Source organism: Pseudoalteromonas sp. MIP2626, from assembly GCF_013414205.1.
Classification (GTDB): domain Bacteria; phylum Pseudomonadota; class Gammaproteobacteria; order Enterobacterales; family Alteromonadaceae; genus Pseudoalteromonas; species Pseudoalteromonas nigrifaciens.
This window is the reverse complement of the sequence record NZ_JAATTW010000016.1, coordinates 1-24,543: the sequence shown is the minus strand read 5'-3', so window position 1 is coordinate 24,543 and position 24,543 is coordinate 1. Positions and strand designations below refer to the sequence as shown.

Annotated in this window: 25 protein-coding genes and 1 pseudogene; 9 read left to right on the top strand and 17 right to left on the bottom strand. The window is 40.5% G+C overall.

Annotation, left to right across the window (positions count from 1 at the left end):
* Nucleotides 1–64: 64 nt before the first annotated feature.
* Together envZ and ompR are read right to left on the bottom strand one after the other, a co-directional pair.
* Entirely contained in the window at nt 65–1,366 is a 1,302-nt protein-coding gene (gene envZ / locus HC000_RS08945; protein ID WP_086998926.1) for a two-component system sensor histidine kinase EnvZ, read from the bottom strand.
* Nucleotides 1,367–1,371: 5 nt separating this feature from the next.
* The gene (ompR, locus tag HC000_RS08940) at nt 1,372–2,091 is read right to left on the bottom strand and encodes a two-component system response regulator OmpR (protein WP_058374346.1); all 720 of its coding nucleotides are present in this window, start codon (nt 2,089–2,091) and stop codon (nt 1,372–1,374) included.
* A gap of 193 nt (nt 2,092–2,284) precedes the next feature.
* On the opposite strand from ompR, the pseudogene greB reads away from it, so the two are divergent.
* The 4 genes and pseudogenes from greB to HC000_RS08920 all read left to right on the top strand — a co-directional run bounded on the left by greB (nt 2,285) and on the right by HC000_RS08920 (nt 6,330).
* Nucleotides 2,285–2,774: pseudogene (greB, locus tag HC000_RS08935) on the top strand (transcription elongation factor GreB).
* Nucleotides 2,775–2,892: 118 nt separating this feature from the next.
* Nucleotides 2,893–3,204: a hypothetical protein gene (locus HC000_RS08930; protein ID WP_011329480.1), complete on the top strand. Its 312-nt coding sequence runs from the start codon at nt 2,893–2,895 to the stop codon at nt 3,202–3,204.
* Nucleotides 3,205–3,254: 50 nt separating this feature from the next.
* Nucleotides 3,255–3,836, top strand: a complete 582-nt coding sequence (locus HC000_RS08925; protein WP_179807479.1) for a CBS domain-containing protein — start codon at nt 3,255–3,257, stop codon at nt 3,834–3,836.
* Between the two features lie 169 nt (nt 3,837–4,005).
* Nucleotides 4,006–6,330, top strand: coding sequence for a Tex family protein (locus tag HC000_RS08920; RefSeq protein ID WP_179807478.1), 2,325 nt, complete (start codon nt 4,006–4,008; stop codon nt 6,328–6,330).
* A gap of 324 nt (nt 6,331–6,654) precedes the next feature.
* On the opposite strand, the gene HC000_RS08915 is transcribed toward HC000_RS08920, so the two are convergent.
* From HC000_RS08915 to bioH, 3 genes are all read right to left on the bottom strand, one after another.
* The gene (locus HC000_RS08915; protein ID WP_179807477.1) at nt 6,655–7,521 is read right to left on the bottom strand and encodes a putative metalloprotease CJM1_0395 family protein; all 867 of its coding nucleotides are present in this window, start codon (nt 7,519–7,521) and stop codon (nt 6,655–6,657) included.
* 5 nt (nt 7,522–7,526) lie between these two features.
* On the bottom strand, nt 7,527–7,835 hold the full coding sequence (locus HC000_RS08910; RefSeq protein ID WP_011329484.1) for a hypothetical protein: 309 nt from the start codon (nt 7,833–7,835) through the stop codon (nt 7,527–7,529).
* 90 nt (nt 7,836–7,925) lie between these two features.
* Complete coding sequence (bioH, locus tag HC000_RS08905) at nt 7,926–8,663, bottom strand: pimeloyl-ACP methyl ester esterase BioH (protein ID WP_011329485.1); 738 nt, start codon at nt 8,661–8,663, stop codon at nt 7,926–7,928.
* 74 nt (nt 8,664–8,737) lie between these two features.
* On the opposite strand from bioH, the gene HC000_RS08900 reads away from it, so the two are divergent.
* Nucleotides 8,738–9,415 (top strand): ComF family protein, encoded by a 678-nt coding sequence (locus HC000_RS08900; RefSeq protein WP_011329486.1) that lies wholly within the window; start codon nt 8,738–8,740, stop codon nt 9,413–9,415.
* 11 nt (nt 9,416–9,426) lie between these two features.
* Here the strand turns inward: HC000_RS08900 and HC000_RS08895 are convergent, their stop codons facing one another.
* The gene (locus HC000_RS08895; RefSeq protein WP_179807497.1) at nt 9,427–11,958 is read right to left on the bottom strand and encodes a M14 metallopeptidase family protein; all 2,532 of its coding nucleotides are present in this window, start codon (nt 11,956–11,958) and stop codon (nt 9,427–9,429) included.
* A gap of 179 nt (nt 11,959–12,137) precedes the next feature.
* Here HC000_RS08895 and nfuA point away from each other — a divergent pair, with 179 nt between their 5' ends.
* Both nfuA and HC000_RS08885 read left to right on the top strand, forming a co-directional pair.
* Entirely contained in the window at nt 12,138–12,713 is a 576-nt protein-coding gene (nfuA, locus tag HC000_RS08890) for a Fe-S biogenesis protein NfuA (RefSeq protein WP_011329488.1), read from the top strand.
* A gap of 12 nt (nt 12,714–12,725) precedes the next feature.
* Complete coding sequence (locus tag HC000_RS08885) at nt 12,726–12,995, top strand: hypothetical protein (protein ID WP_011329489.1); 270 nt, start codon at nt 12,726–12,728, stop codon at nt 12,993–12,995.
* A 14-nt stretch (nt 12,996–13,009) separates the two neighbouring features.
* Here HC000_RS08885 and HC000_RS08880 read toward each other — a convergent pair whose 3' ends face one another.
* A complete protein-coding gene (locus tag HC000_RS08880; protein WP_011329490.1) occupies nt 13,010–14,281 on the bottom strand; it encodes an MATE family efflux transporter in 1,272 nt (423 codons plus the stop codon).
* A 42-nt stretch (nt 14,282–14,323) separates the two neighbouring features.
* On the opposite strand from HC000_RS08880, the gene HC000_RS08875 reads away from it, so the two are divergent.
* Nucleotides 14,324–15,349: a polysaccharide deacetylase family protein gene (locus HC000_RS08875; RefSeq protein WP_011329491.1), complete on the top strand. Its 1,026-nt coding sequence runs from the start codon at nt 14,324–14,326 to the stop codon at nt 15,347–15,349.
* A gap of 61 nt (nt 15,350–15,410) precedes the next feature.
* Here HC000_RS08875 and HC000_RS08870 read toward each other — a convergent pair whose 3' ends face one another.
* From HC000_RS08870 to HC000_RS08850, 5 genes are read right to left on the bottom strand one after another with little or no spacing between them, the layout of a single operon-like run.
* Complete coding sequence (locus HC000_RS08870) at nt 15,411–16,028, bottom strand: SCO family protein (RefSeq protein WP_179807475.1); 618 nt, start codon at nt 16,026–16,028, stop codon at nt 15,411–15,413.
* Nucleotides 16,025–16,954: a heme o synthase gene (cyoE, locus tag HC000_RS08865; protein WP_011329493.1), complete on the bottom strand. Its 930-nt coding sequence runs from the start codon at nt 16,952–16,954 to the stop codon at nt 16,025–16,027. The genes HC000_RS08870 and cyoE overlap by 4 nt, the downstream gene beginning before the upstream one ends.
* Nucleotides 16,955–16,994: 40 nt before the next feature.
* On the bottom strand, nt 16,995–17,984 hold the full coding sequence (locus tag HC000_RS08860) for a COX15/CtaA family protein (protein WP_179807474.1): 990 nt from the start codon (nt 17,982–17,984) through the stop codon (nt 16,995–16,997).
* Between the two features lie 13 nt (nt 17,985–17,997).
* The gene (locus tag HC000_RS08855; RefSeq protein ID WP_011329495.1) at nt 17,998–18,492 is read right to left on the bottom strand and encodes a hypothetical protein; all 495 of its coding nucleotides are present in this window, start codon (nt 18,490–18,492) and stop codon (nt 17,998–18,000) included.
* The gene (locus HC000_RS08850) at nt 18,482–19,222 is read right to left on the bottom strand and encodes an SURF1 family protein (RefSeq protein ID WP_179807473.1); all 741 of its coding nucleotides are present in this window, start codon (nt 19,220–19,222) and stop codon (nt 18,482–18,484) included. Before HC000_RS08850 ends, HC000_RS08855 begins: the two co-directional genes overlap by 11 nt.
* A gap of 17 nt (nt 19,223–19,239) precedes the next feature.
* Between HC000_RS08850 and HC000_RS08845 the strand changes: the two genes are divergently transcribed.
* Nucleotides 19,240–19,470, top strand: coding sequence for a DUF2909 family protein (locus HC000_RS08845; RefSeq protein ID WP_179807496.1), 231 nt, complete (start codon nt 19,240–19,242; stop codon nt 19,468–19,470).
* On the opposite strand, the gene HC000_RS08840 is transcribed toward HC000_RS08845, so the two are convergent.
* The 5 genes from HC000_RS08840 to HC000_RS08820 form a co-directional block, all read right to left on the bottom strand.
* On the bottom strand, nt 19,448–20,323 hold the full coding sequence (locus HC000_RS08840) for a cytochrome c oxidase subunit 3 (RefSeq protein ID WP_179807472.1): 876 nt from the start codon (nt 20,321–20,323) through the stop codon (nt 19,448–19,450). The genes HC000_RS08845 and HC000_RS08840 overlap by 23 nt on opposite strands.
* 30 nt (nt 20,324–20,353) lie before the next feature.
* Nucleotides 20,354–20,884, bottom strand: coding sequence for a cytochrome c oxidase assembly protein (locus HC000_RS08835; RefSeq protein ID WP_086997121.1), 531 nt, complete (start codon nt 20,882–20,884; stop codon nt 20,354–20,356).
* The gene (gene ctaD, locus HC000_RS08830) at nt 20,884–22,476 is read right to left on the bottom strand and encodes a cytochrome c oxidase subunit I (protein WP_011329499.1); all 1,593 of its coding nucleotides are present in this window, start codon (nt 22,474–22,476) and stop codon (nt 20,884–20,886) included. The genes HC000_RS08835 and ctaD overlap by 1 nt, the downstream gene beginning before the upstream one ends.
* Entirely contained in the window at nt 22,476–23,618 is a 1,143-nt protein-coding gene (coxB, locus tag HC000_RS08825; protein WP_011329500.1) for a cytochrome c oxidase subunit II, read from the bottom strand. The genes ctaD and coxB overlap by 1 nt, the downstream gene beginning before the upstream one ends.
* Nucleotides 23,619–24,048: 430 nt before the next feature.
* On the bottom strand, nt 24,049–24,543 hold a 495-nt coding region (locus HC000_RS08820; RefSeq protein WP_179807471.1), incomplete at its 5' end, for a transposase.

Sequence of the window (24,543 nt, the reverse complement as noted above, 5' to 3'; positions counted from 1 at the left end):
TGCGTATTTATAATTTTGGCCAGCACAACTTAATACCAACCCGCTGCAGTAAAGTGGGTTGGTATTATACTTTAATTGGTAAGTAAATTTGTGCACTTAACCCGCCCTCAGGCCGGTTAGATAATTTAACTTTACCGTCATGCATATCTATAATGCGTTTAATAATAGCCAGCCCTAAACCGCTGCCCTCGCTACCACGTGCTGTATCGCCTTGCTTAAACGGCTCAAATACCGACTCCAGTTCGCCCTCTGGTATACCCGGGCCACTATCGTTTACCGCAATAACAACATACTTTTTATTGCTATTAAAATAGCAGAGCACTTCAATATCACCTTCTGAGTAACGCAGCGCATTTTCAATCATATTGGTTATTACACGCTTAATTGCCACTGCACTAATAGGTATATTGCCAATACTAGGATTACCTTTAAAGGTAATTACTCGCTGGTGTTTAAGCTCAGTGTGCACTACCTCTGCCACTAACGCGTTAATGTCCTCACAGCTTAGCTCTTCACGTTTGTGATGGCGTAAATATTCAATGAACTGATCGATAATGCCGTTCATGTCTTCAATATCGTAAATAATGCCTTCACGCAAATAGTCATCTTCATCTGCCATCATTTCGGTGGCTAAACGAATGCGGGTTAGTGGAGTGCGTAAATCATGAGACACCCCTGCCATTAACAGCCGACGATCATTTTCAAGCGCAGCAATACCCCGCGACATTTGATTAAATGCCCGTGTTACAGCAATAACTTCACTCGATCCTTGTTCGGCTAACTTAGTACTAAAATCGCCTTTACCTACCTTAACCGCCGCTTGTTGCAATGCTTTTAGCGGCCTATTTAAGTGCCTAGCAAATAACCAACCACCTAATACACTTAAAAAACCAATACTTGATAAGTAAAAGGTTAAAAACTCGAGGTTATTTTCTTTAAACCCACTAAGCGGCACTTTTACCCAATAACCTAATGCTTGCGGGGCTTCTACCCAGTATATGAGTGGATCGGTTTGGCTAATACGCACCCGCGCAGAACCATTTAGCTGCTCAGACATACTACGCGATAATACCGAATATTCGCGACTTTGCCCCAAACCACTGCGCATTGCTTCATGCTGAGTCATGACTTCAATACCGGTAATTTCAAAAAACTTATCCGATACTTCATTGGTTACTTCAACACCATCTTCCCAGTCAATAAATACGGTTTTAATTTGCTTAGCCAGCATTAAATTAACTTGCTCAATGGTAGGTTTTACTACGTATAAGCTCACCGTTACGTAAGATACTATTTGATTTATTAACAGCAAAGCCGCCACTAAAAAAACGGTTTGCCCAAATGCACTACGCGGAAATAGTCCCATATAAATTACTTTTCACCATCGGGAACAAATACATACCCTAAGCCCCAAACGGTTTGAATATAACGTGGGCTGGCGGCATCTACCTCAATCATGCGGCGAAGTCGCGACACTTGCACATCAATACTGCGCTCCAGTGCGCTGTAATCTCGCCCGCGCGCTAGGTTCATCAATTTATCACGGCTCAGCGGCTCACGTGGATGCAAGACCAGCGCTTTAAGCACTGCAAACTCGCCACTGGTTAAGGAAATTGTTTTATCGCCTTCGCTCATTTCGCGAGTGGCTAAATTAAGCGAAAATCGCCCAAATTCAATCAAGTTTTCTTCTGCAGCAGGTGCGCCCGGCACTTCTTTGGCACGGCGTCGTAAAATAGCTTTTATTCGCGCTAACAGCTCTCGTGGATTAAATGGTTTTGGAATGTAGTCGTCTGCTCCCAATTCAAGGCCAATAATACGGTCAACCTCATCACCTTTAGCGGTAAGCATAACAATTGGAATGTCGTTTTCTTTTTGGCGTAAACGACGACAAATAGACAAACCATCTTCACCCGGCAGCATTAAATCGAGCACCATTAAATGAAAGTTTTCACGTTCGATAAGCCGATCCATTTGCTCTGAATTACCCGCTGTTCTTACAATAAAGCCTTGCTCTACTAAATAGCGCTCCAGTAAGCTGCGTAAACGCATGTCATCATCTACAACCAATACTTTTGTCGTTTCGTGTCCCATTGTGTTTCTTATTTTTATAATCTATTACCCATTAATATAAATGAAAAAACCTGTAAGCAACAATTTATTAGCCGCTTAGATTGTTACTGAACATTTCAAACTCATTTGTGCGCGTGTTTTATTAATAATACACTCGACAAGTTTGGGTTATTTTAATACCTTGCTCTGTATGAGTATTAAAAAAGAACATGGCGTGAAAACAAACTTAATTACCCGCGAAGGCTACTTACAATTACAACAAGAACATACCCATTTATGGAATGTAAAACGCCCTGAAGTCACCAAAATAGTAAGCTGGGCGGCCAGCCTAGGAGATAGATCTGAAAATGCAGATAAAAGGTTATAATATCAATAATAAACGGCTTCTACGGCAAATAGACCGCCGTGTGCGCTACTTACGTAAGCGCATACCCGACTTAAAAATTATTGATTATTCGCCTGTGCAAGATGGCAAAGTGTTTTTTGGTGCTTGGGTTGAAATTGAAAATGAGCAAGGCGAGACTAAAAAGTTTAAAATTGTCGGTCCCGATGAAATTTACGAGCGTAAAGACTATATTTCGATTGATTCACCAATGGCGCGAGCGTTGTTAAAAAAACAAGTAGATGACGAGTTTGACGTTATCACCCCTCAAGGCAAAAAACAGTGGTACGTAAATAGCATTAGCTATCAAAAAAATAGTTAAGCTGCTTTGATTCAGATCATATTAACTTTTTATTGTGTAACTTAATGCAATGAGCTATAACTGATTTAACTCAAGTTACACAATTTTAATTTGAGACTCGTTAATTAAGGTCGTATTTATGTCAAACATAGTATCGCGCATATTAAGTAATGCCGTATTGTTTGCACTCTTCATGAGTGTAAGTTTGACCTTGCATGCTAGCCCTAAAAACACCCAACTAGACTCAAGTATAGTTACCCCTCACTTTATTGCTTGTGACACTCCTGATCAAACAAATCCCGACATAGACTTTGATTCTCATGCCTATGTTATTAGCCTTAGGGTACTGCAACCACTCCCTAAAGCCCCCTACTCTTATTACCAGAGTACTATTTTAGACAAACCTTTTAGCTGCGCGCATCAGCGAGGCCCACCTAGCTATTTAATTTAATAACTTACTTTTCAAACTATTAAATTTTATAACTAAATAAGGTGACTAATATGTCTAACTTTAAAGAACTTCGTATTCAAGATATTTCTCATGGCGTTATTGCTAACACGTTTGCTGTTGAACAACCGCTTATTGATTTAACCTCTCCTGCTATTAAAATGATTAATAACTTTACGAATAAAATACCAGTGCGTGCATCATTCGAAACAACCATTGAGCAAGCGCTAAAACAACTTAGTGTGCAACCTTCAAACTTTATTTTAGTCACCGACGAGCAGCATAAGCTAATAGGCATTGTTTCGAGTGCAGACTTACAAAGCTCAAAAACAATGATAATAGCCCAGCGTATAGGCTTGCCGCGCAGCGAAGTTAACTTACACCACTTAATGACCCCGTTAACTAATTTACTCGGTGTAAGCATGCAAAGCTTAAGCTACGCATGTATTGGCGATGCACTACAAACAATGGAGCACCGTGGCGCTATGTTTTTATTAGTGACTACTGCTAATAATGAAATATGTGGCTTAATTTCAGCTCGCGAAATTGCCAAAACACTGCAAATACCTGTGCACATAACCCCTATTGCTAACTCATTTAGTGAAGTACTAGAGAGCGTAGATCACCCCCATTAAAGCGCTTTACAACAATTAAAGTTATCGCTTTGATTGTTACATCTTAAAGCAAGCAAAATAGCTTGCTTTAAGACCTTTTTATTACCCTCCCCTGTGATATTATTCAAGCAATTGACCCGCCAGTTAAGTTAATTTAACTGGTCTTATTTTTGTTTTATAAGGTTTTTGCATGAGCGATATCTCTGCACGTTTAGCCAGTGAGTTAAACGCACAACAGCAACAAGTTGTTGCAGCAACAAAGTTACTTGATGAAGGCGCAACGGTTCCTTTTATTGCCCGTTACAGAAAAGAAGTAACCGGCGGACTAGACGACACGCAACTGCGGTTGTTAGAGCAAAGGTTGTCGTATTTACGAGAGCTTGAAGAGCGCCGTAGCTTTATTTTATCAACTATAGAGTCACAAAAAAAACTAACTGCAGCGCTAAGCGCCGATATTAATGCTGCACAAAGTAAAACTGAGCTTGAAGATTTATACCTGCCTTATAAAGCAAAGCGTCGTACCAAAGGGCAAATAGCAATAGAGGCGGGATTAGAGCCGCTTGCCAATGCACTATTTAATGATGCCAACCTAGATCCAGAGCAGCAAGCTGAGCAGTTTGTAAGTGCCGATAAAGGCATAGCAGATACAAAATCAGCCCTTGAAGGTGCTAAGTTTATTTTAATGGAGCGTTTTGCCGAAGACGCCAAGTTACTCGCGAAGTTCAGAAGCTACATTAGTCAAAATGGGGTTATTGAAAGCAGCTTAATTAAAGGCCAAGAACAAGCTGGCGCTAAATATCGTGACTACTTTGAGCATCAAGAGGCTCTTAAAAAAGTACCTTCGCACCGTGCGCTTGCTATGCTTAGAGCCCGTAATGAAGGCATTTTACAGCTTAATATTAATCCTGAACCAAGCTCAGAAAGTTCAGCGCAACTTTGTGCTCAAATGATAGCTGATCATTATCGCTTAGATATTAAAAACCAAGCAGCTAGCAGCTGGCTATTAACTGTGGTGCAGTGGGCGTGGAAAATTAAACTAGGCTTACACTTAGAAAATGAATTTTTAGCGGCTATGCGCGAAAAAGCCGAAACCGGTGCAATTGATGTATTTGCTAAAAACTTAAAAGACCTACTCATGGCCGCACCAGCTGGCCCGCGTACTACTCTAGGGCTCGATCCTGGTCTACGTACCGGTTGTAAAATTGCGATTGTAGATAGCACTGGCAAACTTTTAACCACACAAACTATTTTCCCACATGCGCCACAAAATCACTGGGAAAAATCTGTACGCACCTTAGAGCTACTTTGTCGTCAACATAAGGTTGAGCTTATTGCGATTGGTAATGGCACCGCGTCTCGCGAGTCTGATAAGTTAATTGCTGAACTAATGAAAGCTAATGCCGAGCTTAAACTTAATAAAATTATGGTTAGCGAAGCGGGTGCATCGGTCTATTCTGCCTCAGAACTTGCTGCTAATGAATTTCCTAATTTAGACGTTTCTCTAAGAGGCGCGGTTTCTATTGCCCGTCGTTTACAAGACCCTCTAGCTGAGCTGGTTAAAATTGAGCCTAAAGCCATAGGTGTAGGTCAATATCAGCACGATGTATCGCAAAGCCAATTAGGGCAAAGCCTGATCTCAGTAGTAGAAGACTGTGTAAACTCTGTAGGCGTAGATTTAAATATGGCCTCGGTGCCATTACTAACCCGTGTTTCTGGTTTAAACAAAACCTTAGCGCAAAATATTGTTAACTACCGCGATGCTAATGGTTCGTTTGCAAAACGCAGTGAGCTTAAAAAAGTAGAGCGTTTAGGGCCAAAAGCGTTTGAACAAGCCGCAGGGTTTTTACGTATTAACAACGGCAGCGATCCGCTAGATAACTCATCTGTTCACCCTGAGGCTTACCCTGTTGTTAAGCGTATTTGTGAGCACAATAGCATTGATGTAAATAGCTTAATGGGTAACAGCGACTTTTTAAATAAGTTAGCCGCTAACGACTACATTGACGATAAATTTGGTTTACCTACCGTTACCGATATTATTAGCGAGCTTGATAAGCCAGGGCGCGACCCTCGCCCTGAGTTTAAAACTGCTGAATTTAAAGCCGGCGTAGAAAAAATAAGCGATCTAAAACCAGGAATGATTTTAGAAGGTGTTGTATCTAACGTTGCTAATTTTGGTGCTTTTGTTGATGTAGGTGTACATCAAGATGGTTTAGTACATATTTCATCAATTACTAATAAGTTTATCTCTGATCCGCGTGAAGTTGTTAAAGCCGGTGACATTGTAAAAGTTAAAGTAGTTGAAGTTGATGCCGCACGTAAACGCATTAGCTTTACCATGCGCCTAGATGACGACATTGATACCAGTAATAAGCCAGCAGCTCCTGCTGCGCAAAAGCCACGCACTAACAACAACTCACAGCCAAGAGCTGCTAAGCCAAAGCGTGATAATGGTAATGCGCTAATGGGCAATGCGTTTGCTGATGCATTTGCTAACGCTAAACTGAAAAAGTAATACTTATATAGCTCCGAATAAATCTAGCTAAAAATAAAAAAACCGCGTTAGCGGTTTTTTTATTTGGGTATTTTGATAAGAGCTTTAAGCTCAGTATTGCTTAAGCTACATAACTAACCTGATCTCCGGATAATAAACCTATCTCAAGCAGTTATTTTCAGCGCTAACTGCGTTGAATTTACTTGCAATAGGCCAGCTATTGACGCGTAAACTCGCCTTATTTTCACTGAAAATCTCTGGCTAGAGAAAATAAAGTTAAATATAAATATAATTATAATTATAATTCAATACGTTAGTAAATCTCTTAACCAGAGTTCAGGTTAACTATATTTGCGCTGAAAAACCGCTGTTGCTTGCGGGCGATGTCGCCATTTGATAAAAATTAGCAATGCGCCCAGCGCGTGCTTCAACTTGTGTATCGCGAGTTTGCTCTGCACTTTTTGCTGTTTTTTCTTCACTGCTATCATTACTTGAAAGTGAAGCGGCTGCTTTACTTGTTGTTTTTTCGTCTTCATTACTTTTTGGGCTTGCAAGTTCAGCCTGTGCGGTGGCTATTTTTTGCGTGGCATCGGCAGCAATTGCTCTATCTGCGCCCGATGGCTGAGCAGGGGCAAGTGCTGCTGCACGTACTGTTTGCATTTTTTCTATGGTTGCTTGTGGATCGCCACTTATAGCCCCCACATCTATTTGCACTTCGCCACCCACAGCGTAATTAGTGCCATCTGGGCCACGCTGATACTCATAACTAGGCGAGCCCGCATGTTGCCCACCCACTGCTGCATGCGCTTGTTCGTGCACACGTACTTCGGTATCACGCGCTTTAAGCTCTTTAATTTGTAGTGCTTGTTGCGCTAACTGCTGCTCTTCTTTTGCTGCTTCTTGTTCTGTTGTTTGGTTTTTTTCTTGCTCGTTTTCTTGCTCAGCATTATCTGAATTGCCTGAACTTTCGTCACGTGCCTCAACAGACTTTTCACCTATCAGCTTTCCTTTAGCGTCGTAAGTAGCTGGGTCACTGTTACCCGGTAATTTAGCTTTTTCGGCATCACTTTGGGCTTTATTTTCGGTGCTACTAGCCGTACTTGATGCTGGCGGGGGAATAACTTCTCGCAACTGATTATCACGCCGTGCAGTTTCGGTATAAACATTTGCGGTGTTTATATTAATAGACGGGAATGGCGTGACAATATTCATAATATTTAAACGTTTATATCAATTAATGTGCCGAGCACATCATCGGCAGTTTGAATCGATTGCGTATTCGCTTTAGCGTTAAACTCTTCAACTTTTAAGTTTACCAAAGCTTCATCAATACGGGCAGGTTTTGCTACTGGCGCAGTAACCGCTTCTTCTGAGCGAGCAGCCGTAAGTTGGCGCTGCTGTGCTAGTTGCGCATCGTCTTGTTGTTCAATACTGGCACGGTTAATTTCTGCGCTGGCTCTTTCAATTCCTTGGCTAGCTCGGTTAAACCCTTCTAGGCCACTATTAAATGCAGATCCTATTGGCATATTAAATCTCCATTAAAATAAATATTGTTTAATTATCGCTCAACTAATGCGCAAAATAAAGCTTTAACCAGCGCTATTCGTCGCTCTATTTTAAAGCATTGATTTAACGGCAGATATAAATTCATTTTTATGAGAAATAAAAGGAGCATGTGACGCTTTATCTAATACTTCATACTCAAACTCAGTATTAAGTGCTGCCATTTGGGCAATTGCTCTATAAGGAACAAGTGCATCTAAACGACCAAATATAGCGCTTATAGGCACAGGGCAATGAGTAAATAGCGCTCGTAAATCTTCATTTTGTAAAATATCTAAACCCGCAGTCAAAGCCTCATTTTCAGGGGCTTTATATTGATTTAGCAATTGTTTAAGTTGTTTTACGTCATCACGAGCCGATTCGCTGCCCATTGCCTGAATAGCTAAAAATCGCTCTATGGTTTTTTCACCATGATTAACAAGCTGCTCTTTAAATTGCGTTAAAACCTGTGCTTTTATACCCGGCCACGGCGCTTGCTCTGCAAAAAAGGGGCTAGCAGCAACAAGTATCACTTTAGCTACTTTTTCGGGCCAATGTTTAGCAATATATAGTGCAAATAACCCACCTAAAGACCAACCCATTAAAATAGAGTGTGGTTTTAACTGCTCACTTAAAAGTGCTGCAGCGCTGTGTAAGGTATAAGGGTTTGGGCATGTTTTACTACTACCGTAGCCAGGTAAATCAATACTGCGTACGTTGTTATTATGAATAAATGCTAGCTCTGGCTGCACTAATTGCCATACACCTTTGTTCATACCCCAACCATGTAGTAACACTAATTCATTTTGCATATTTGCCAAACCTTAACCAAACTGAAGTTTATAATAGCGTTTAACTAGGCGATTGTAATGAGTATATTTATCCGATGAAGCACGCATTTATAAATTGGCTGTTTGAGTCGCATTGCGTACTTTGCCAAGGCCCAGTCCCAGCCGCGCTGGGCTTGTGTGAGTATTGCTTAGAAGATTTACCATTATTTGATTTAAGCGAGCAAAAAAACTTGCTATATCGCCCTGATATTATTGAAATGTTTCCTAACTGCGAATTTGATAAGTTATTTTCCTGTGCGTTTTACCAGCCCCCTTTTGAGCAATGGCTGAAGCAACTTAAGTTTAATAATCAAATACATTATAAAAATGCATTACAACAAGTTATTACTAAACAATTGAGTACTTTTTTTACTCCTGATTACCCGCTGCCCGATACCTTTATTATATTACCACTGCATAAAAGTCGATTTTTTCAGCGCGGTTTTAATCAAGTAACACAAGTATGGCAACCGTGTTTATCATCTTTTAATTTACTTAGTGATTCGCTGTTACGTAATAAAAAAACGCACGCACAATCTAAGCTAACTAAAGCTAAGCGGGTTAAAAATTTAAAAGACGCATTTATATGTACTGCAGATATGAGTGGTAAAACGGTGGCAATTGTTGATGATATTATGACCACAGGCGCTACACTTAATGCAGCCACCCAGGCTTTAAAACAGGCAGGCGCTAAACAAGTGTGGGCTTTTACCACTTGCTTAACGCCTATTTAAAATTTTAATAGTTAGTCGCCACTTACCCGAAACGTGTGGCCAAAAAACAATGCGTTACTAAGTAACCTACTCGTACCGTACCAATAACCTCTAAACACCGGATCGTCGGTCATACCAATTACTGCTCCACGCCCGTAAGAGTGCGCAATTAAGCCTGCTGCGCCGGCAACTTGAGTAACATTTACAGCATCGGTAAAGCCCGCAAGTAATGGCTGCTCAGTATAGGTAAGCACATTAACAAACGGTGCCTCTGAGGTCTCCAGCAACCAAGTGCTATTTTTAAATACAGGTAGCGTATTACGTGGTAATGAAAAGGTAAGTGGGTGAGTTAAATCTACATGGGTATTAAAAATAGCGCCTGCAATACGCTGACGCCCAGCTAAATGCTCTTTATCAGCATAGTTTAAACCGTCGGTTTTAAACGCACTGGCTACTTCTTTGCGAGACAAGTAGCTGGCTTTTAATAGTTGCTGATCCGCTAAAAATTTAGCACCGCCTTTGTGACCCCAAATAACACCGCCTTTTCTAACCCAACCTTTTATGGCCACTTTATCAGCGTCAGATAAACCACTGTAGTTACCATGAGCCAGCACAATATGGCTGTAATTACTTAGCTCAATTGAGCCCAAACGCTCTAGCTCAACAATGGTTGGAGCAACACCTACAAAACGGTCTAGGTAGTACCACACTTCTCCAGCTTCATATTGGCTTACCCCTTTACCGCCTAACAGCAGCACTTTGGGAGCGCTAAGCACCGCCATTGAGCGTGACCCTAAATCGGCACCTTTACTGGTTAATCCTGACGTTATTGGCTTAATAGCAATGCCAAACTCATTTTGCGCCTGATTAAGCTGTGCTATCCAATCACTATTTGTTTGTAACCCTGCAGGAATAATAATACTCCCCGCTGCAAAATTTACTTCTTCGCTGTTTACTGACTTAGCCGTTAATGAATTTAATGCAACACGGGCTTTTACCCCTTGCTGCAGTAAACTATTGAGCATTTTTGGCGCCAAGGTATCATCCCACGAAAAGCCAAATGCATACCCTTCATTAAGTTGTGCAAAGCGCGGTGTAGCGGCTTGTTGCCATGCGTTATCAGCAACTTTTAATCCCCAACTACTGGTTACTTTAGCAAAGGGTAAATTAAATGCATGCGCTAGTGTCCAGCCAGATACATCGTAAAAAGTGTTATCGGCAAAGTTTTTTTGTTCGCTAAAAATAGCTTTAACTAAACGGTATTGTGGCTGTGCTAAAGGCACAAAATAGCTATTGCTAGAATAAGTTTCACCACCTGCTTTTAGCTCTTTTGTTAAAGGGTAAGCGTTAATTTGGTGCTGTTGCAGTATGCTTAAAAAGTCGTTAACTCGGGTGTTATCGGCTGCACCTGCAACTACATAACCTTGAAAGCTTTCATCGGCTGCTAAATCTATCGCCTGGTTATAAAACTTAGCTTGGTAATCGAGTAAGGCTTGGCGGTTGTCTATCGCGGCTTTAAATGTTGATAAACTAGTAAGCAGCTGGTTTTTAATAGTAAAAGCAAAGCTGAGAGGCCCATTTACGGTTTCTTGAATATGCCCGCGCGAACTGGCTTGTTCAAATAAAATACCTACGCCACCATTTACGTCTGGGTAAGTTGAGCCTTTACCGTAATAAAAGTCATCAAAGCTTTCTTCGGTGAAGTATAGCGCATTATTTTCGTCTAATGTTTTAGCATGATAATTTGCAATTGCTTTAGTTAAGCTGACATTTTCATCAGGCGTAATCGGGTGTTTGCGCGATGGAATACCGGGCTGAAAAAAGTAACTGCTGTTTGGCCCCATTTCATGAAAGTCGGTTAAAATATTTGGTTTCCACTGATGAAACTTTGCAATACGCGCACGCGATTCTGGGTGTTGTAGTAATAACCAGTCGCGGTTTAAGTCAAACCAGTAATGATTAGTGCGGCTACTTGGCCAGCTTTCCACGTGTTCTCGGGTAACGGGGTCTGACGATAAGTTCATACCACGATTACTATTAGCCCAATTAGCAAAACGAGCTAAACCATCGGGATTAAGTGAAGGGTCGAGTAAAATAACGGTATTATTTAATAACTCATTTATTTCATTACCTTGCGCTGCGGCTAAGTAATACGCCACCAGCAATGCAGAATTACTGCCCGACGACTCATTGCCATGTACGCTGTACCCCATCCATACAACACCAGGCTGCTCTGATGATTGCGTGTTGCTAGGCGTTAAACGCGCTAAATGGGCTTGGCGAATTTGCTCTATATTTTTTAATTTATTGGCGGCGGTAATAGTCAGCATCACTAATGGTCGCTGTTCGTGCGTGCGCCCTATTACTTCAAAATTAATTCGATCACTTTTTTGTGCTAGTATTTCCATATAACGCACCAACTGATCGTGCCTTACATGCCACTCACCTACTTGATAACCAAGCACTTGCTCTGGAGTGGGTATACTTGGATCAAACTCAACATCCTCTGCAAAGTAGTAAGACAATGGTTTAGCTTGAGTTGAAAAACTCAGTATTGCCACCATTATCATTAATGTTATTTTTATTATTATACGCATATAATTTACTCATAAAATGTTTGTTGTTTGCACGCTAGCATTGCTTAAAATAGATGCCAACTTTTTACGCTCAACACTAGCCGCAACACGATGAGCGGGGTATGATATGCAGTATCCGAGTAATTTAGTCAAGTATAGACGGTCTTATGATTTCAATTTCCGAAACAGCACAAGCGCATTTTGCTAAACTATTAGCAGATCAAGCACAACAAACCAACATTCGTGTTTTTGTTGTAAACCCTGGTACATCACAAGCGGAATGTGGTGTTTCTTATTGTCCAGAAGACGCTGTAGAAGACAGCGATATTCGCCTAAACTTTAATGGTTTTGACGGCGTTGTAGATGCAGAAAGTGCACCCTTTTTAGAAGACGCTGAAATTGATTTTGTTACCGACAAAATGGGTACTCAGTTAACACTAAAAGCACCTAATGCTAAAGCGCGTAAAATTAGCGGTGATGCATCGCTAAACGAACGCGTACAACACATGCTAGAAACCGAAGTAAATCCACAACTTGCTAACCACGGTGGCCAAGTAAGCTTAGTGGAAATTACCGCTGCAGGTATTGCTGTATTACAGTTTGGCGGTGGTTGTAATGGTTGTTCTATGATCGATGTCACATTAAAAGAAGGCATTGAAAAAGAGATGATCGAAAAGTTTGAAGAGATCACTGGTGTTGCCGATATTACTGAGCACCAAGCGGGCGATCATTCTTACTATTAATAAGCATTTTTAATGCTAAAGTCGCTTATATATAGCTTAGGGAGCAACCCTAAGCTTAGCTTAAAGCGTTTTTTTCGCGGCGTAGCACTGTTTGTGCTAGCCGTGATATTTATTTTTTTAGGCTATTACAGTCACTACAGCTTGCAAATTATTGGCGTTGTTATTTTAGTGCCAGCTTTGTTTTTTGCTGCTTGGGGCTACAGCGGTATTTTTGCTAATCGCTTTTCACAAGTACTTAAAAATATTGAGCCTAAAAACCACGACCCCGACCTATGGAAATAAGCCACCAAATTACCTTAATCTAATAACTGATTATTTGCCTTTAACTTTTGGTATTTCACTATTAATGTTACTCCTCGCATTAGCATAAAGCAGCTCATTGCTAACCATAAACCATTATTCTCCCACTGATGAAACACTGCAAATACACCAAAAAAACCAACACTTGCTGAGAGCAACATACTATTTCGCATTGCCTTTGCCCGGGTAAGTCCAACAAATACACCATCAAATAAAAAGCAACTCATTGCCAATAATGGCAAGGCTATAATCCAAGGCAAGTACAGCGTAGCCGTGGTGATCACTTCCGGCACATTAGTTAATAGCGTAATAATATAGCGGCCAAATATAGCAAAAAACAAACTGTATGCTAAGGCAAATAGCGCGCCCCAAAACACACTTATTTTTACCCAAAGCTCAATATTTTTTACACTTTGTTGACCTTTAGCATGCCCTACTTTTGCCTCACTGGCATAAGCAATGCCGTCGAGTGCAAAGCTTACCAACATTAAAAAGTTAAGTAATACTGCATTTGCTGCTAGCGTGGTTTCGCCAATTCGTGCGCCGTAAAAGGTCATAAAGCTAAAGCAGAGCTGTAAAATAAATGAGCGAATAAAAATATCACGGTTTAAGCTTAGTAGGTTTGCCATTTTTGTAATGCTAAACCAACCTGGTACGCTTAGTTTTATGCCGCGTTTTTTAGCTAATTTAATAACTAACACCACGGCAAAAACTAACGCGGTGTAATCGGCAATAAGTGACGCCCATGCAGCGCCTGCTACCGCCCAATCTAGGTATACAACAAAATATATATCGAGCACTATATTGGTAATATTAGTCACTAATAATAAATAAAACGGCCCACGGCCATAATGCATACCTAGCATCCAGCCTAATAGTACTAAATTACATAAGGCCGCAGGCGCACTAAAAATACGAATACTAAAATACTGATACGCTTGCGTAAGCACGTCGCTATTGGCCGCCGATAAAAATGCAATGGCGTGTTTTATTAAAGGCGATAAGGCGATAAGCAATACGGCAACAAAGCAAGAAAGCACTAAGCTGCGTTTTAATAACGCCGCCAATTGGGTTAAATCGTTTTGCCCATAAGCTTGTGCCACTAACCCTGTGGTGCTCATTCTTAAAAAGCCTGCGAGCCAAAATAATATTGATATAACCGCAGATCCCAGCGCAATACCGGCTAAATAATGAGCGCTCCCTAAGTGGCCAATTACTGCAGTATCAACAATTCCTAACAGTGGGACGGTAATATTTGATAATATCATCGGACCCGCTAACAACAACAAGCTTTTATGGTGTGCTTTATTATGTATAAGAAATTGTTTCATTTAGTATTATTTATCCTTATTAGTATTTCACTGCGCGCTCAAGCAGCCGTTATTTTACAGTATCATCACGTTAGTGAAACCCTTCCGGCGGTAACCAGTGTTAGCGCGAGCACTTTTACTGAGCACTTAAGTTATTTAAAAGAGCATAACTTTAATGTTATTCCTTTAGATGAGCTGATAACTGCGTTGCAGCAAAAACACACTTTACCAGATAAAACCGTCGCTATTACTTTCGATGATGGTTACAACAATAATTACGAGCAAGCAGCGCCAATTTTAGAAAAGTTTGGCTATCCGTACACAATTTTTGTCAATCCTAAGCTAATAGACGAAGGTAAAGGCTATGTAATGGGCTGGGATAAACTCCAAGAGCTAGCAAAAAAAGGCGCACTTATTGCCAATCATAGTGGCCAACACGATTACTTACACCATATGCTTGCAAACGAAAGCGATGCACAATGGCAAGCCCGCATTAAACAAGACATCCTACATTCACAGCAGCGTATAAAAACAGAAATTGGCCATGATTATAAATATTTAGCTTATCCGTATGGCGAGTTTAACAATAAGTTACAAGCCCTAGTAACCGAGCTTGGTTTTATTGGTATAGGTCAGCATTCTGGCGCTGTAAATAAAGATTCTAACTTTAGTCGCTTACCGCGTTTTCCGGCTTCGGGCTTTTATAGTAAATTAGATACGCTGATCACTAAATTGAATTCTCGCGCATTTAATATAACCGCGCTCACTTATGAAGACAGTGTAACGGCGCAAAACCCACCCAAACTCACTATTGAGTTTACTATGGGGGATTTTCATAAAAGTCAGTTTGCTTGTTATGTATCGAGTGTTGGCCAGGCTAATTTAACCTGGATAAATAAAAACACAGTAGAAGTCACCTCACCTAAAGCGCTCAATAAAGGTCGTTCGCGCTTTAATTGTACCGCCCCTGCAATTAACAATGCTGGTAGCTATTTTTGGTTTTCGCAGCCTTGGGTTATTGAATAGCTTAAATTACAGCAGTAAAAAAGGAGCCTAGGGCTCCTTTTTTAATTTACTGTTTAAATAACTAGTTTTTATAATAATCAGCTATTTGTTTAAATTCTTGAGTTAACTCTTTGGAATTTATTAACGGCACGCTACCTTGTTTAAATTCAGGTTTAAATATAGCTCTTACCGCCCCATTGCCATCAACCATAGCCACTGAAGCACTATGATCAACTGCATACTCTGACTCGCTACTATCACTAATAGCGTAAATTAAGCCTAACCCTCTTACCATAGGAAAAAGGTGTTTGTGCTCCCCCGAAACCGCTAAAAAATCGGGGTTAAAGTAATCAATATAGTCTTTTCGTTTTGCTGGGGTATCTCGTTTTGGATCTACCGATACAAACCAAATTTGCACTGGGTAATCACTGCGTAAATTTTTATACACTGCATTTAGTTTAGCCAGTGTTAACGGGCAAATATCGGGGCAGCTGGTGTAACCTAAAAACACTAAATTCCATTGCCCTAAAAGCTGCTGCTTAGTAACCAATTCGCCATGTTGATCATCTAAACTAAAGTCGGCTAAAGGTTTAGCATTTTCGTACACTAATGCATTAACGTCTGGCGGTGCATTATCATCTGAGCACGCCGATAAAAACAATGTTAAAACAATAACTAACCCTAGCCATAATTGCTTCATAATAGTAGCCATTTATCTATAAATAATATGATAAAGAGTACCATTAAATGAATAATTGAAAAGCGAAATAAATCCATAGCAGTGTCGTCGTTAGCGGCTAGTTTTAATTTAATCGCTTTATAAATAAAGACTGCATTTAATCCAGATGCGCCGATTAAATAAATTAACCCCGACATTCCTATCAAATAAGGAAATATACACACAATTGCCAGTAACACAGAGTAAGCAACCACACAGGTTTTAGAAAAATCGATACCATGCGTAACCGGTAACATAGGAATTTTAGCCCGTGCGTAATCGCTCTTACGAGCTATAGCTAAGGCCCAAAAGTGCGGAGGGGTCCACGTAAAAATAATCATCACTAGTAGCCAAGGTGCAGCTGCCATTTGCCCTGTTTCAGACACCCAACCCAATAAGGGTGGCATAGCGCCAGCAAGGCCACCAATAACAATATTTTGTGGTGTAGCGCGCTTTAAAAAAGAGGTGTATACAAAGGCATAACCCACCAGCGCAAATAAGGTTAATATGGCGGTAAGTGTATTTGCCCATAGCATTAGCATAATAAAACCTGCCACACCTATTATTGCTGCAAAACTCAGTGCATGTGCCTTACTTAAGCGGCCTTTAGCTACTGGGCGATGACGAGTACGCGCCATTTTGCTGTCTATTTCGCTATCAACAACATGGTTAATTACCGCTGCTGCTGCTGAAAGCAATCCTATGCCAAGTAAGCTTATAAACTGTACACCCATGCCTCTGCCTACATCGGGTGCTAGCGCCAAACCAACCCACGCGGTCAGTACCAACATAGCGACTACTTTAAATTTACTAATGGCTAAATAATCTTGTAGTAAATTATAACTACGTGTAATTAGCGGTAGTGTATTTATAGGTTGTATTGCTTTTTTATCTATTGTAAGTGCCATAACAACGCTCCTTTCTATTTGTAATTTTAGGTTCGTGCTTTTAAGTTCGTGCTTTGAGGTAATAGCATAATCTAATTAAAGTTAATAACAGTATGGCAGCCATTAAGTTATGTGCCAGTGCCATACTTAACGGAATATGCCAATGCACCACTGCGAGGCCTAAAGCAATTTGGCAAAATAAGACAACTAACACGCTAACGGCGCAGCTTTTTATTTTTTGCGAGTAGGCACGGCTGTATATTCGCCACATAATTAATGCCAATACTATGCAAGTAACTAATGCCCAAATACGGTGTAATAAATGAATCGACATACGTGCTTGCTGCGACAGGACGCCAAACTCGTAGTTACCATGCTCAAGCGGGAGCTGAAACACACTACTAAGCGAAAATGGCTGGGCATTACTACATAAAGGCAAGCCATTACAATGCGGAGCAGCGTAATTTGCAGCCAACCAACCTCCTAACGCTATTTGTATAATTAGTACGCTAAGCGCCACTAAGCTTAAACCAAAATAGCGTCTTGCACCTGCATCTCCCCCCATTATTGGCTTGGCGTTTAATCGTAAATATAATAAAGTGAGCAGCGCTAAAATACTAAAGCCACCAAGTAAGTGGCCCATCACTATTAACGGCTGTAAATTCATCGTAACCGTCCACATACCTAATGCAGCCTGAAATATCACTAACAATAACAGTAGTAATGGTAATTTAACTGGCGTTGTTGGCGATTGACGTTTTAAAAAAGCATATACAAATAAGGCTAATATGAGCAAGCCTAGCGTACCGGCAAAGTAGCGATGAATCATTTCTTTCCATGCTTTAGCGGTTTCAAACATCATATCGGGATAACTTTGTGCTGCTTGCGCTATATCGGCTTCATGTTTGGGTACAGTTAAAAAGCCATAACATCCTGGCCAATCTGGGCAACCCAACCCGGCATCACTTAAGCGAGTATAAGCACCCAACGCCACTACTATCAAAGCCAATAAGCCCGTTACTAATACCCAGTTTTTATAATTTTTATACATGGCATCTTCCTACTTAGCTCGAACGAGAATAACTCAGTAATTTTTTTAGATCTTTTAATAGTCCTTTTTGTACTAATCTATTTTCCTGTGGCTGTGTTTTAAATGGATACTCAAGCACTACAAGCCCCATATGGTCGATTAAATACAAACTAGCCGGTTGTAAGTTTGGTTGCGCATCTATACTTTTCCACGGGGAGTTGGCAGCTTTTACTTCGCCTATCACGGCTACATCTACTTTATTCTGGTTTTTGCCTAGCGCTATGTATAAATTATTTAGTGCGGCTAATTGCTCACTACAAGGCGTAGTACATCCATTGGAGTAATTTAGGGCAATAGTCCATTGCTTATGATTGTTTTGCGACCAACTTTCATATTTAACCTGTTGCTGTAAAAACTCACCATTGTTAGTAATGGCGGTAGGTAACCAATCTAATTTAAGCGCGCTGTACGCTAAAATTAGCGGAATAGCGCAGCAAATGACAAACAGTAAAAGGGGGTTATTTTTCATTATGTGTCCTTTTTTTACTTGCAAAAATAGCCACTAAAACGCACGCCAGCGCAATTAAAAACCATTGCACCGCATAAGCGTGGTGTTTTTGTGGGCTCATAACAACCGCGGTATAGTGAGGTATACCTATTGCATCGCCGCTACCTTGGCGATACGCCATAAAATTAACTAATAATTGCTGGCTTTGTTCGCTCAACTTATTTAATTCAATTGTTTGCACTCGCTTTGGTAAATCAATGTTATTGGTTTTACTCTCGAGGCTAAAAGCAGTGAGGTTATTTTCTTTTATTTGAGCAGTAAGCGTAAAAGCGTGTTTAGGTAGGGTTACTTTAGGTAATGTATCGCGCGATAGGGGAGCTTTTATCCAGCCTAAATTAACCAAAATGGCATGTGTTTCGTTATTTGGCTTTAACAGTGCCAGTAAGTCATAACCCACCTGCCCGTTATAAACTTGGTTGTCTAAAAGCCAATATTCATCGTTAATAAAATGCCCTGTTAACTCAACTAACAATCCTGTTTTATTCCAGTTACTAGGCAGTTTAAGCATTTGCTGCCAGCTCATTACACCGCGCGTTTGCAGCGTTGCAATAGAAGCTAACTGCTGTTGTTTGTGTGTCGCACGTTCTAACTGCCAAAAACCTAAACGCACACACACCAAAACTACAATCACCACCATAAAAATGGTGATTATTGAGCTAAACTTTTGTTCACGCCATCTAATTAACTGCATAAAGGGTCAACCTAGTGATGATTAAAATTCTTATTGTATTGTTGTTATTATTTATACTTTTTAACTTGTTTCGCGCTTTATTTATTATGGTCTCTGGAAAAACCCAAGGACGACCTATGTCTCACTTTTTAGGTCGTCGCGTATTATTTTCTGTGGTGGTATTAATAGTTGTTATTGCCGCACTAAAACTTGGCTTTATTAGCGGCAATAACGCCCCTTTAATAACTACAGCACATACACAAATATAAATAAGCATAACCAAACTACATCAACAAAATGCCAGTACCAAGCCGCCGCTTGAAAAGCAAAGTGCTTATCTTTAGTAAAGTGTCCTTTTAAAATTCGTAAAAATACTACCAATAAAATAATAGTTCCTAAGGTCACATGCATGCCATGAAAACCCGTAAGTAAAAAGAACGTGCTGCCATAAATACCGGCATCTAATGTTAAGTTTAAATCGTTATACGCATGAATATATTCTTCTACTTGTAGGCCTAAAAAAACTGCACCCAATAAAATAGTCAGTCCTAAAAACACTTTTAACTGGCCGCGTTTATCACTTTCTATTGCCACATGGGCAAAATGCAAAGTAACTGATGAGGTCAATAAAATTAAGGTGTTAATCAGCGGTAGACCTTGCCATCCCATAGCTTGGGTAGTGTCGCCCCCTGGCGTGGTAATTAATGGCCACACAGCTTCAAATGTAGGCCAAAGCACTTCGTTAGTCATGGTATTGTTATCGGCACCACCAAGCCAAGGCACAGAAAGCATACGGGCGTAAAAAAGTGCGCCAAAAAATGCCATAAAAAACATTACTTCAGAAAAAATAAACCAACTCATTCCTTGTCGAAAAGAGCGATCCATTTGCGCCGAATATAAGCCTTTCCCGGCCTCATCAATCACGTTTTTAAACCAGCTAAACAACATATACAGCAGTACTGCTATACCTGCGTACAAAATATAAATGCCACTGTCACCTTCTTTACCGGCACTCATTACGGTTAGAGCTGCACCTACTGCAATAAAAAATAATGCTACTGCGCCAACAATCGGCCATGGGCTTTGATCTGGTACATAATAATGCTCATATTCTTGCTTCATTTTATTTGCTCCTGGTTGTCACTAGTTAGGCTAGTTGTTATTGGCTGCTAGCCGCTCACTAATATCAAATACCGTATAAGATAAAGTTAACTCTTCAATGTCACTTGGTAGTGCGGTATCAACATAAAAAAGCAACGTAAACTCTAGTTCTTCACCTGCTTTTAATGGCTGTTGATCAAAACAAAAACACGCTATTTTATGTAAGTATTTTGCTGCTCTACCGGGTGATACCGAAGGCACTGCCTGCATTACTTTATCTTGGTCACTATTATTTTTGGCGCTAAACATTACCTCACGCATAGCACCGGGCTTTACCGCAACACTGTACTCTTTAGACTTCACAGCAAAGGGTGCACCGCTTTGTGCATGCGTGGTAAAGCTCACACTTATTTCGCGATTTTGTATTACTTGCGTGCTTTGCTTTGCTTGCTCTAATGATGGCTTACCGTTAATGCCGGTAATATCACAAAACACGTCATACAAAGGCACTAACGCAAATGCAAATGCGAACATGGCTAAGCAAATAACAACTAAGCGCTTAAGTAGCGGTGCGTGTATCATTATTTAATTTCCGGTGGTGTTGAAAATGTATGGTACGGAGCAGGTGAATCTACCTCCCACTCCAGTCCTTCTGCGCCTTCCCACACTTTTGCAGGAACCTTGTCGCCGCCGCGTGCGCATTTAATCACTACAGCTACAAACAACAACTGCGATAATCCAAAGGCAAAGCCGCCAATACTAATAATGGCGTTAAAGTCAGCAAACTGTAGCGCATAGTCGGGTATACGGCGTGGCATGCCTGCAAGCCCTACAAAGTGCATAGGAAAAAACAATACATTTACGCTTACCAGCGATAACCAAAAATGCCATTTAGCCAGCGCTATGTTATACATATTGCCAGTCCATTTAGGCAGCCAATAATACGCGCCTGCCATAATAGAAAACACCGCTCCCGTTACCAGTACATAATGAAAATGTGCCACTACAAAGTAGGTATCATGGTACTGAAAATCAGCCGGTGTAATGGCCAGCATCAATCCCGAAAAACCACCTAAGGTAAACAACACAATAAAAGCAATACTAAACAGCATGGGGACTTCAAACGTAATTGAACCGCGCCACATAGTGGCTACCCAATTAAATATTTTTACTCCAGTGGGCACCGATATCAGCATAGTCGCGTACATAAAAAATAGCTCGCCAGCCACCGGCATACCGGTAGTAAACATATGATGCGCCCACACTGTAAAACTCAACAACGCAATTGACGCCGTGGCATATACCATGGAGGAATAACCAAAAAGTTTTTTACGCGAAAAGGTAGGAACTATAGTAGAAATAATGCCAAAAGCCGGCAAAATCATTATGTATACTTCGGGGTGGCCAAAAAACCAAAATATGTGCTGAAACATCACCGGATCACCGCCACCAGCTGCATCAAAAAAGCTGGTTGCAAAGTATTTATCGGTGAGCACCATGGTCACTGCACCTGCGAGTACCGGCATAACCGCAATTAATAAAAATGCCGTTATCAGCCAAGTCCATACAAACATAGGGACCTTCATCCAAGTCATGCCTGGGGCACGCAAGTTAACTATGGTTACAATTACATTAATTGCCCCCATAATGGAGCTAATACCCATAATATGCACAGCAAATACAAACATGGCGGTATTGTCATTACTGTAGGTTGTGGACAGCGGCGCATAAAAAGTCCAACCAAACGCAGGACCGCCACCGGGCATTAATAGCGATGATAATAAAATTAAAAACGCGAATGGTAAAATCCAAAAACTCCAGTTATTCATTCGGGGTAAGGCCATATCAGGCGCGCCAATCATTAATGGCACCATCCAGTTAGCTAAGCCAGTAAAGGCCGGCATAACGGCACCAAATACCATAATCAACCCATGAACCGTGGTCATTTGATTAAAAAAGTGAGGATCCACTAATTGCAATCCTGGCTGAAATAACTCAGCGCGGATCACCATAGCCATAGCACCACCAATAAAAAACATAGTTAGCGAAAAAATTAAGTACAAGCTACCTATATCTTTATGATTAGTGGTATATAACCAACGCTTAAAGCCTTTAGCAGGATGATGAGCGTGGTGAGCTTCATTAATGTCAGGTTGTTCTACTATGCTACTCATTAGTTCGCCTCCCCATCGGCATCAAGTGCTGCCTGTATTTCACTTGGTTGAATTACATCACCGGTATCATTACCCCATGCATTACGCTTATAAGTAATTACCGCTGCTAATTGCTTTATAGAGAGCTGTTTAGCAAAGGCTTGCATGGCTGTGCCGGGGCTTCCGTGAATAACAATATCAATGTGGTCTTTTATATCGCCAAGCACTATCGGGCTGCCTTTAAGTGCAGGAAAAACGCCTGGCAAACCTAACCCTGTGGGCTGATGACATGCAGCACAATTGGCCATATACACTTGCTCACCCAAAGTCATTAATTCTTCTTTAGGGAGTGTTTGGTCAAGTAATGCAGCATCTGCTGCTGCTGCTTTTTGCTTTGCTTGTTTAGCATCTGCTAGCCAAACTTTAAAATCGGCCTCTGACTTAGCCTCTACTACCACTGGCATAAAGCCATGATCTTTACCGCATAGCTCAGCACACTGACCGCGATAAATACCGACTTCGTTTATGTTGGTCCACGTTTCGTTAATAAACCCCGGGTTTGCATCTTTTTTAATAGCAAAATCGGGCACCCACCAAGAATGAATAACATCGTCGGAGGTCATTAAAAAGCGTACTTTTTTATTGATCGGTAATACCAGAGGCTTATCTACCTCAAGTAAATAGTTGGGGTTTTTATCGGCTAGGTTGGCAATTTCATTTTGCGGTGTGGCAAGTATTGAGTAAAACTCAACATCTTCCCCCATATATTCGTAATGCCATTTCCATTGTGAACCAGTTACTTTAATAGTGATATCCGCTTTACTGGCATCTTCCATCGCTATTAATGTTTTAGTTGCGGGGACTGCCATTGCTATTAAAATAACAAATGGAATTGCTGTCCAGAGTATTTCTACTTTGGTACTTTCGTGAAATTGAGCAGCAACTGCTCCTTTAGATTTACGATGATGAATAAGTGCCCAAAACATAACGGCAAATACAATCACGCCTATTACACAGCATATTAAAAATATGGTCATGTGTAGTTGATAAACATTATTACTTATATCGGTTACGCCTTTGCGCATATTATATTGGCTATTTGCCAATGCTAACTGCGGAAAAACAAACAATATAAGCCACAAGGTAGAGCTCAATTTACCCATGTGACAGCTCCTTTAATACTGTTGCGAGTGCAAAACAAAAAGACATAAGCTTTAAATGCCAATTTGTTATTTTTTATTTTTGTATTGCTGCCGGATATATAAATATATTTTCTCAAAACTAAAGCTGTGAGTTATTGTTAGTCCAGCCCATTAACAATTAGTTAATAATTGAACAACTAGCAAGTTTTAGTTTGAAAAATAATCAAATAATATTAGGGGATTAGCGTAAATATGGGATTTATTTAATTTTGTTCTAAGCAGGAAGTGAGCAACAGCAAGGGTTACAAATAAAAAGACAGCGATAACGAGTATTAAATACTTAAATGATAAAAAACATAAACTTAATATAATTTTTTCATTGCAGCGGAATTTTCACAAAAAAAAGGCAAAAAAAAGGCAAAAAAAAGCGCACTAAAAAGTGTAATGCCAGTCAGTTAACACTGACTGGCTTTTTTTTATAGGGATATTTAGATGGTTTCTTTTTCACACATCGTGGAAAGCTGCGCTCATGACGCCTTGTTGGTAACTGAAATAGCGTCAGCGTTTCTAATAAATGCTCATAGTGTTTTGGTAAATTTCCCGGACTGGTCAGTGGGATAGTTAACAGAAATACGTTGATATGCCTTGAACAATGAGAAAAACTCAGTTGATTTGGCCATACTTCCAGTAACTCTGCGGCCTCACGCATGGCTATTCTTATAATATTGTAGGCAATTAGTAACCCCCACAACTCTTGCCTTATCATATCCGGCCTTTTTGAGCGTAGGATATAGTTTGAGTGCAGCATCGTTTGTTTTATTTCTCGATATCCTATTTCTATTTCCCATCGATGCATGTACAAATCAGCTATTTCTTTTGATGGGTAACGCATTACATCAAGCATTGATGTAAGAATCTGATACTGCTTATTATTATGCGTGTAAGT

What these genes read in the sequence shown, in the direction of transcription:
- envZ (WP_086998926.1), bottom strand. Translation starts at nt 1,366, where the DNA reads ATGGGACTATTTCCGCGTAGTGCATTTGGGCAAACCGTTTTTTTAGTG.
- ompR (WP_058374346.1), bottom strand. Translation starts at nt 2,091, where the DNA reads ATGGGACACGAAACGACAAAAGTATTGGTTGTAGATGATGACATGCGT.
- HC000_RS08930 (WP_011329480.1), top strand. Translation starts at nt 2,893, where the DNA reads ATGTCAAACATAGTATCGCGCATATTAAGTAATGCCGTATTGTTTGCA.
- HC000_RS08925 (WP_179807479.1), top strand. Translation starts at nt 3,255, where the DNA reads ATGTCTAACTTTAAAGAACTTCGTATTCAAGATATTTCTCATGGCGTT.
- HC000_RS08920 (WP_179807478.1), top strand. Translation starts at nt 4,006, where the DNA reads ATGAGCGATATCTCTGCACGTTTAGCCAGTGAGTTAAACGCACAACAG.
- HC000_RS08915 (WP_179807477.1), bottom strand. Translation starts at nt 7,521, where the DNA reads ATGAATATTGTCACGCCATTCCCGTCTATTAATATAAACACCGCAAAT.
- HC000_RS08910 (WP_011329484.1), bottom strand. Translation starts at nt 7,835, where the DNA reads ATGCCAATAGGATCTGCATTTAATAGTGGCCTAGAAGGGTTTAACCGA.
- bioH (WP_011329485.1), bottom strand. Translation starts at nt 8,663, where the DNA reads ATGCAAAATGAATTAGTGTTACTACATGGTTGGGGTATGAACAAAGGT.
- HC000_RS08900 (WP_011329486.1), top strand. Translation starts at nt 8,738, where the DNA reads ATGAAGCACGCATTTATAAATTGGCTGTTTGAGTCGCATTGCGTACTT.
- HC000_RS08895 (WP_179807497.1), bottom strand. Translation starts at nt 11,958, where the DNA reads ATGGTGGCAATACTGAGTTTTTCAACTCAAGCTAAACCATTGTCTTAC.
- nfuA (WP_011329488.1), top strand. Translation starts at nt 12,138, where the DNA reads ATGATTTCAATTTCCGAAACAGCACAAGCGCATTTTGCTAAACTATTA.
- HC000_RS08885 (WP_011329489.1), top strand. Translation starts at nt 12,726, where the DNA reads ATGCTAAAGTCGCTTATATATAGCTTAGGGAGCAACCCTAAGCTTAGC.
- HC000_RS08880 (WP_011329490.1), bottom strand. Translation starts at nt 14,281, where the DNA reads ATGATATTATCAAATATTACCGTCCCACTGTTAGGAATTGTTGATACT.
- HC000_RS08875 (WP_011329491.1), top strand. Translation starts at nt 14,324, where the DNA reads ATGTATAAGAAATTGTTTCATTTAGTATTATTTATCCTTATTAGTATT.
- HC000_RS08870 (WP_179807475.1), bottom strand. Translation starts at nt 16,028, where the DNA reads ATGAAGCAATTATGGCTAGGGTTAGTTATTGTTTTAACATTGTTTTTA.
- cyoE (WP_011329493.1), bottom strand. Translation starts at nt 16,954, where the DNA reads ATGGCACTTACAATAGATAAAAAAGCAATACAACCTATAAATACACTA.
- HC000_RS08860 (WP_179807474.1), bottom strand. Translation starts at nt 17,984, where the DNA reads ATGTATAAAAATTATAAAAACTGGGTATTAGTAACGGGCTTATTGGCT.
- HC000_RS08855 (WP_011329495.1), bottom strand. Translation starts at nt 18,492, where the DNA reads ATGAAAAATAACCCCCTTTTACTGTTTGTCATTTGCTGCGCTATTCCG.
- HC000_RS08850 (WP_179807473.1), bottom strand. Translation starts at nt 19,222, where the DNA reads ATGCAGTTAATTAGATGGCGTGAACAAAAGTTTAGCTCAATAATCACC.
- HC000_RS08845 (WP_179807496.1), top strand. Translation starts at nt 19,240, where the DNA reads ATGATTAAAATTCTTATTGTATTGTTGTTATTATTTATACTTTTTAAC.
- HC000_RS08840 (WP_179807472.1), bottom strand. Translation starts at nt 20,323, where the DNA reads ATGAAGCAAGAATATGAGCATTATTATGTACCAGATCAAAGCCCATGG.
- HC000_RS08835 (WP_086997121.1), bottom strand. Translation starts at nt 20,884, where the DNA reads ATGATACACGCACCGCTACTTAAGCGCTTAGTTGTTATTTGCTTAGCC.
- ctaD (WP_011329499.1), bottom strand. Translation starts at nt 22,476, where the DNA reads ATGAGTAGCATAGTAGAACAACCTGACATTAATGAAGCTCACCACGCT.
- coxB (WP_011329500.1), bottom strand. Translation starts at nt 23,618, where the DNA reads ATGGGTAAATTGAGCTCTACCTTGTGGCTTATATTGTTTGTTTTTCCG.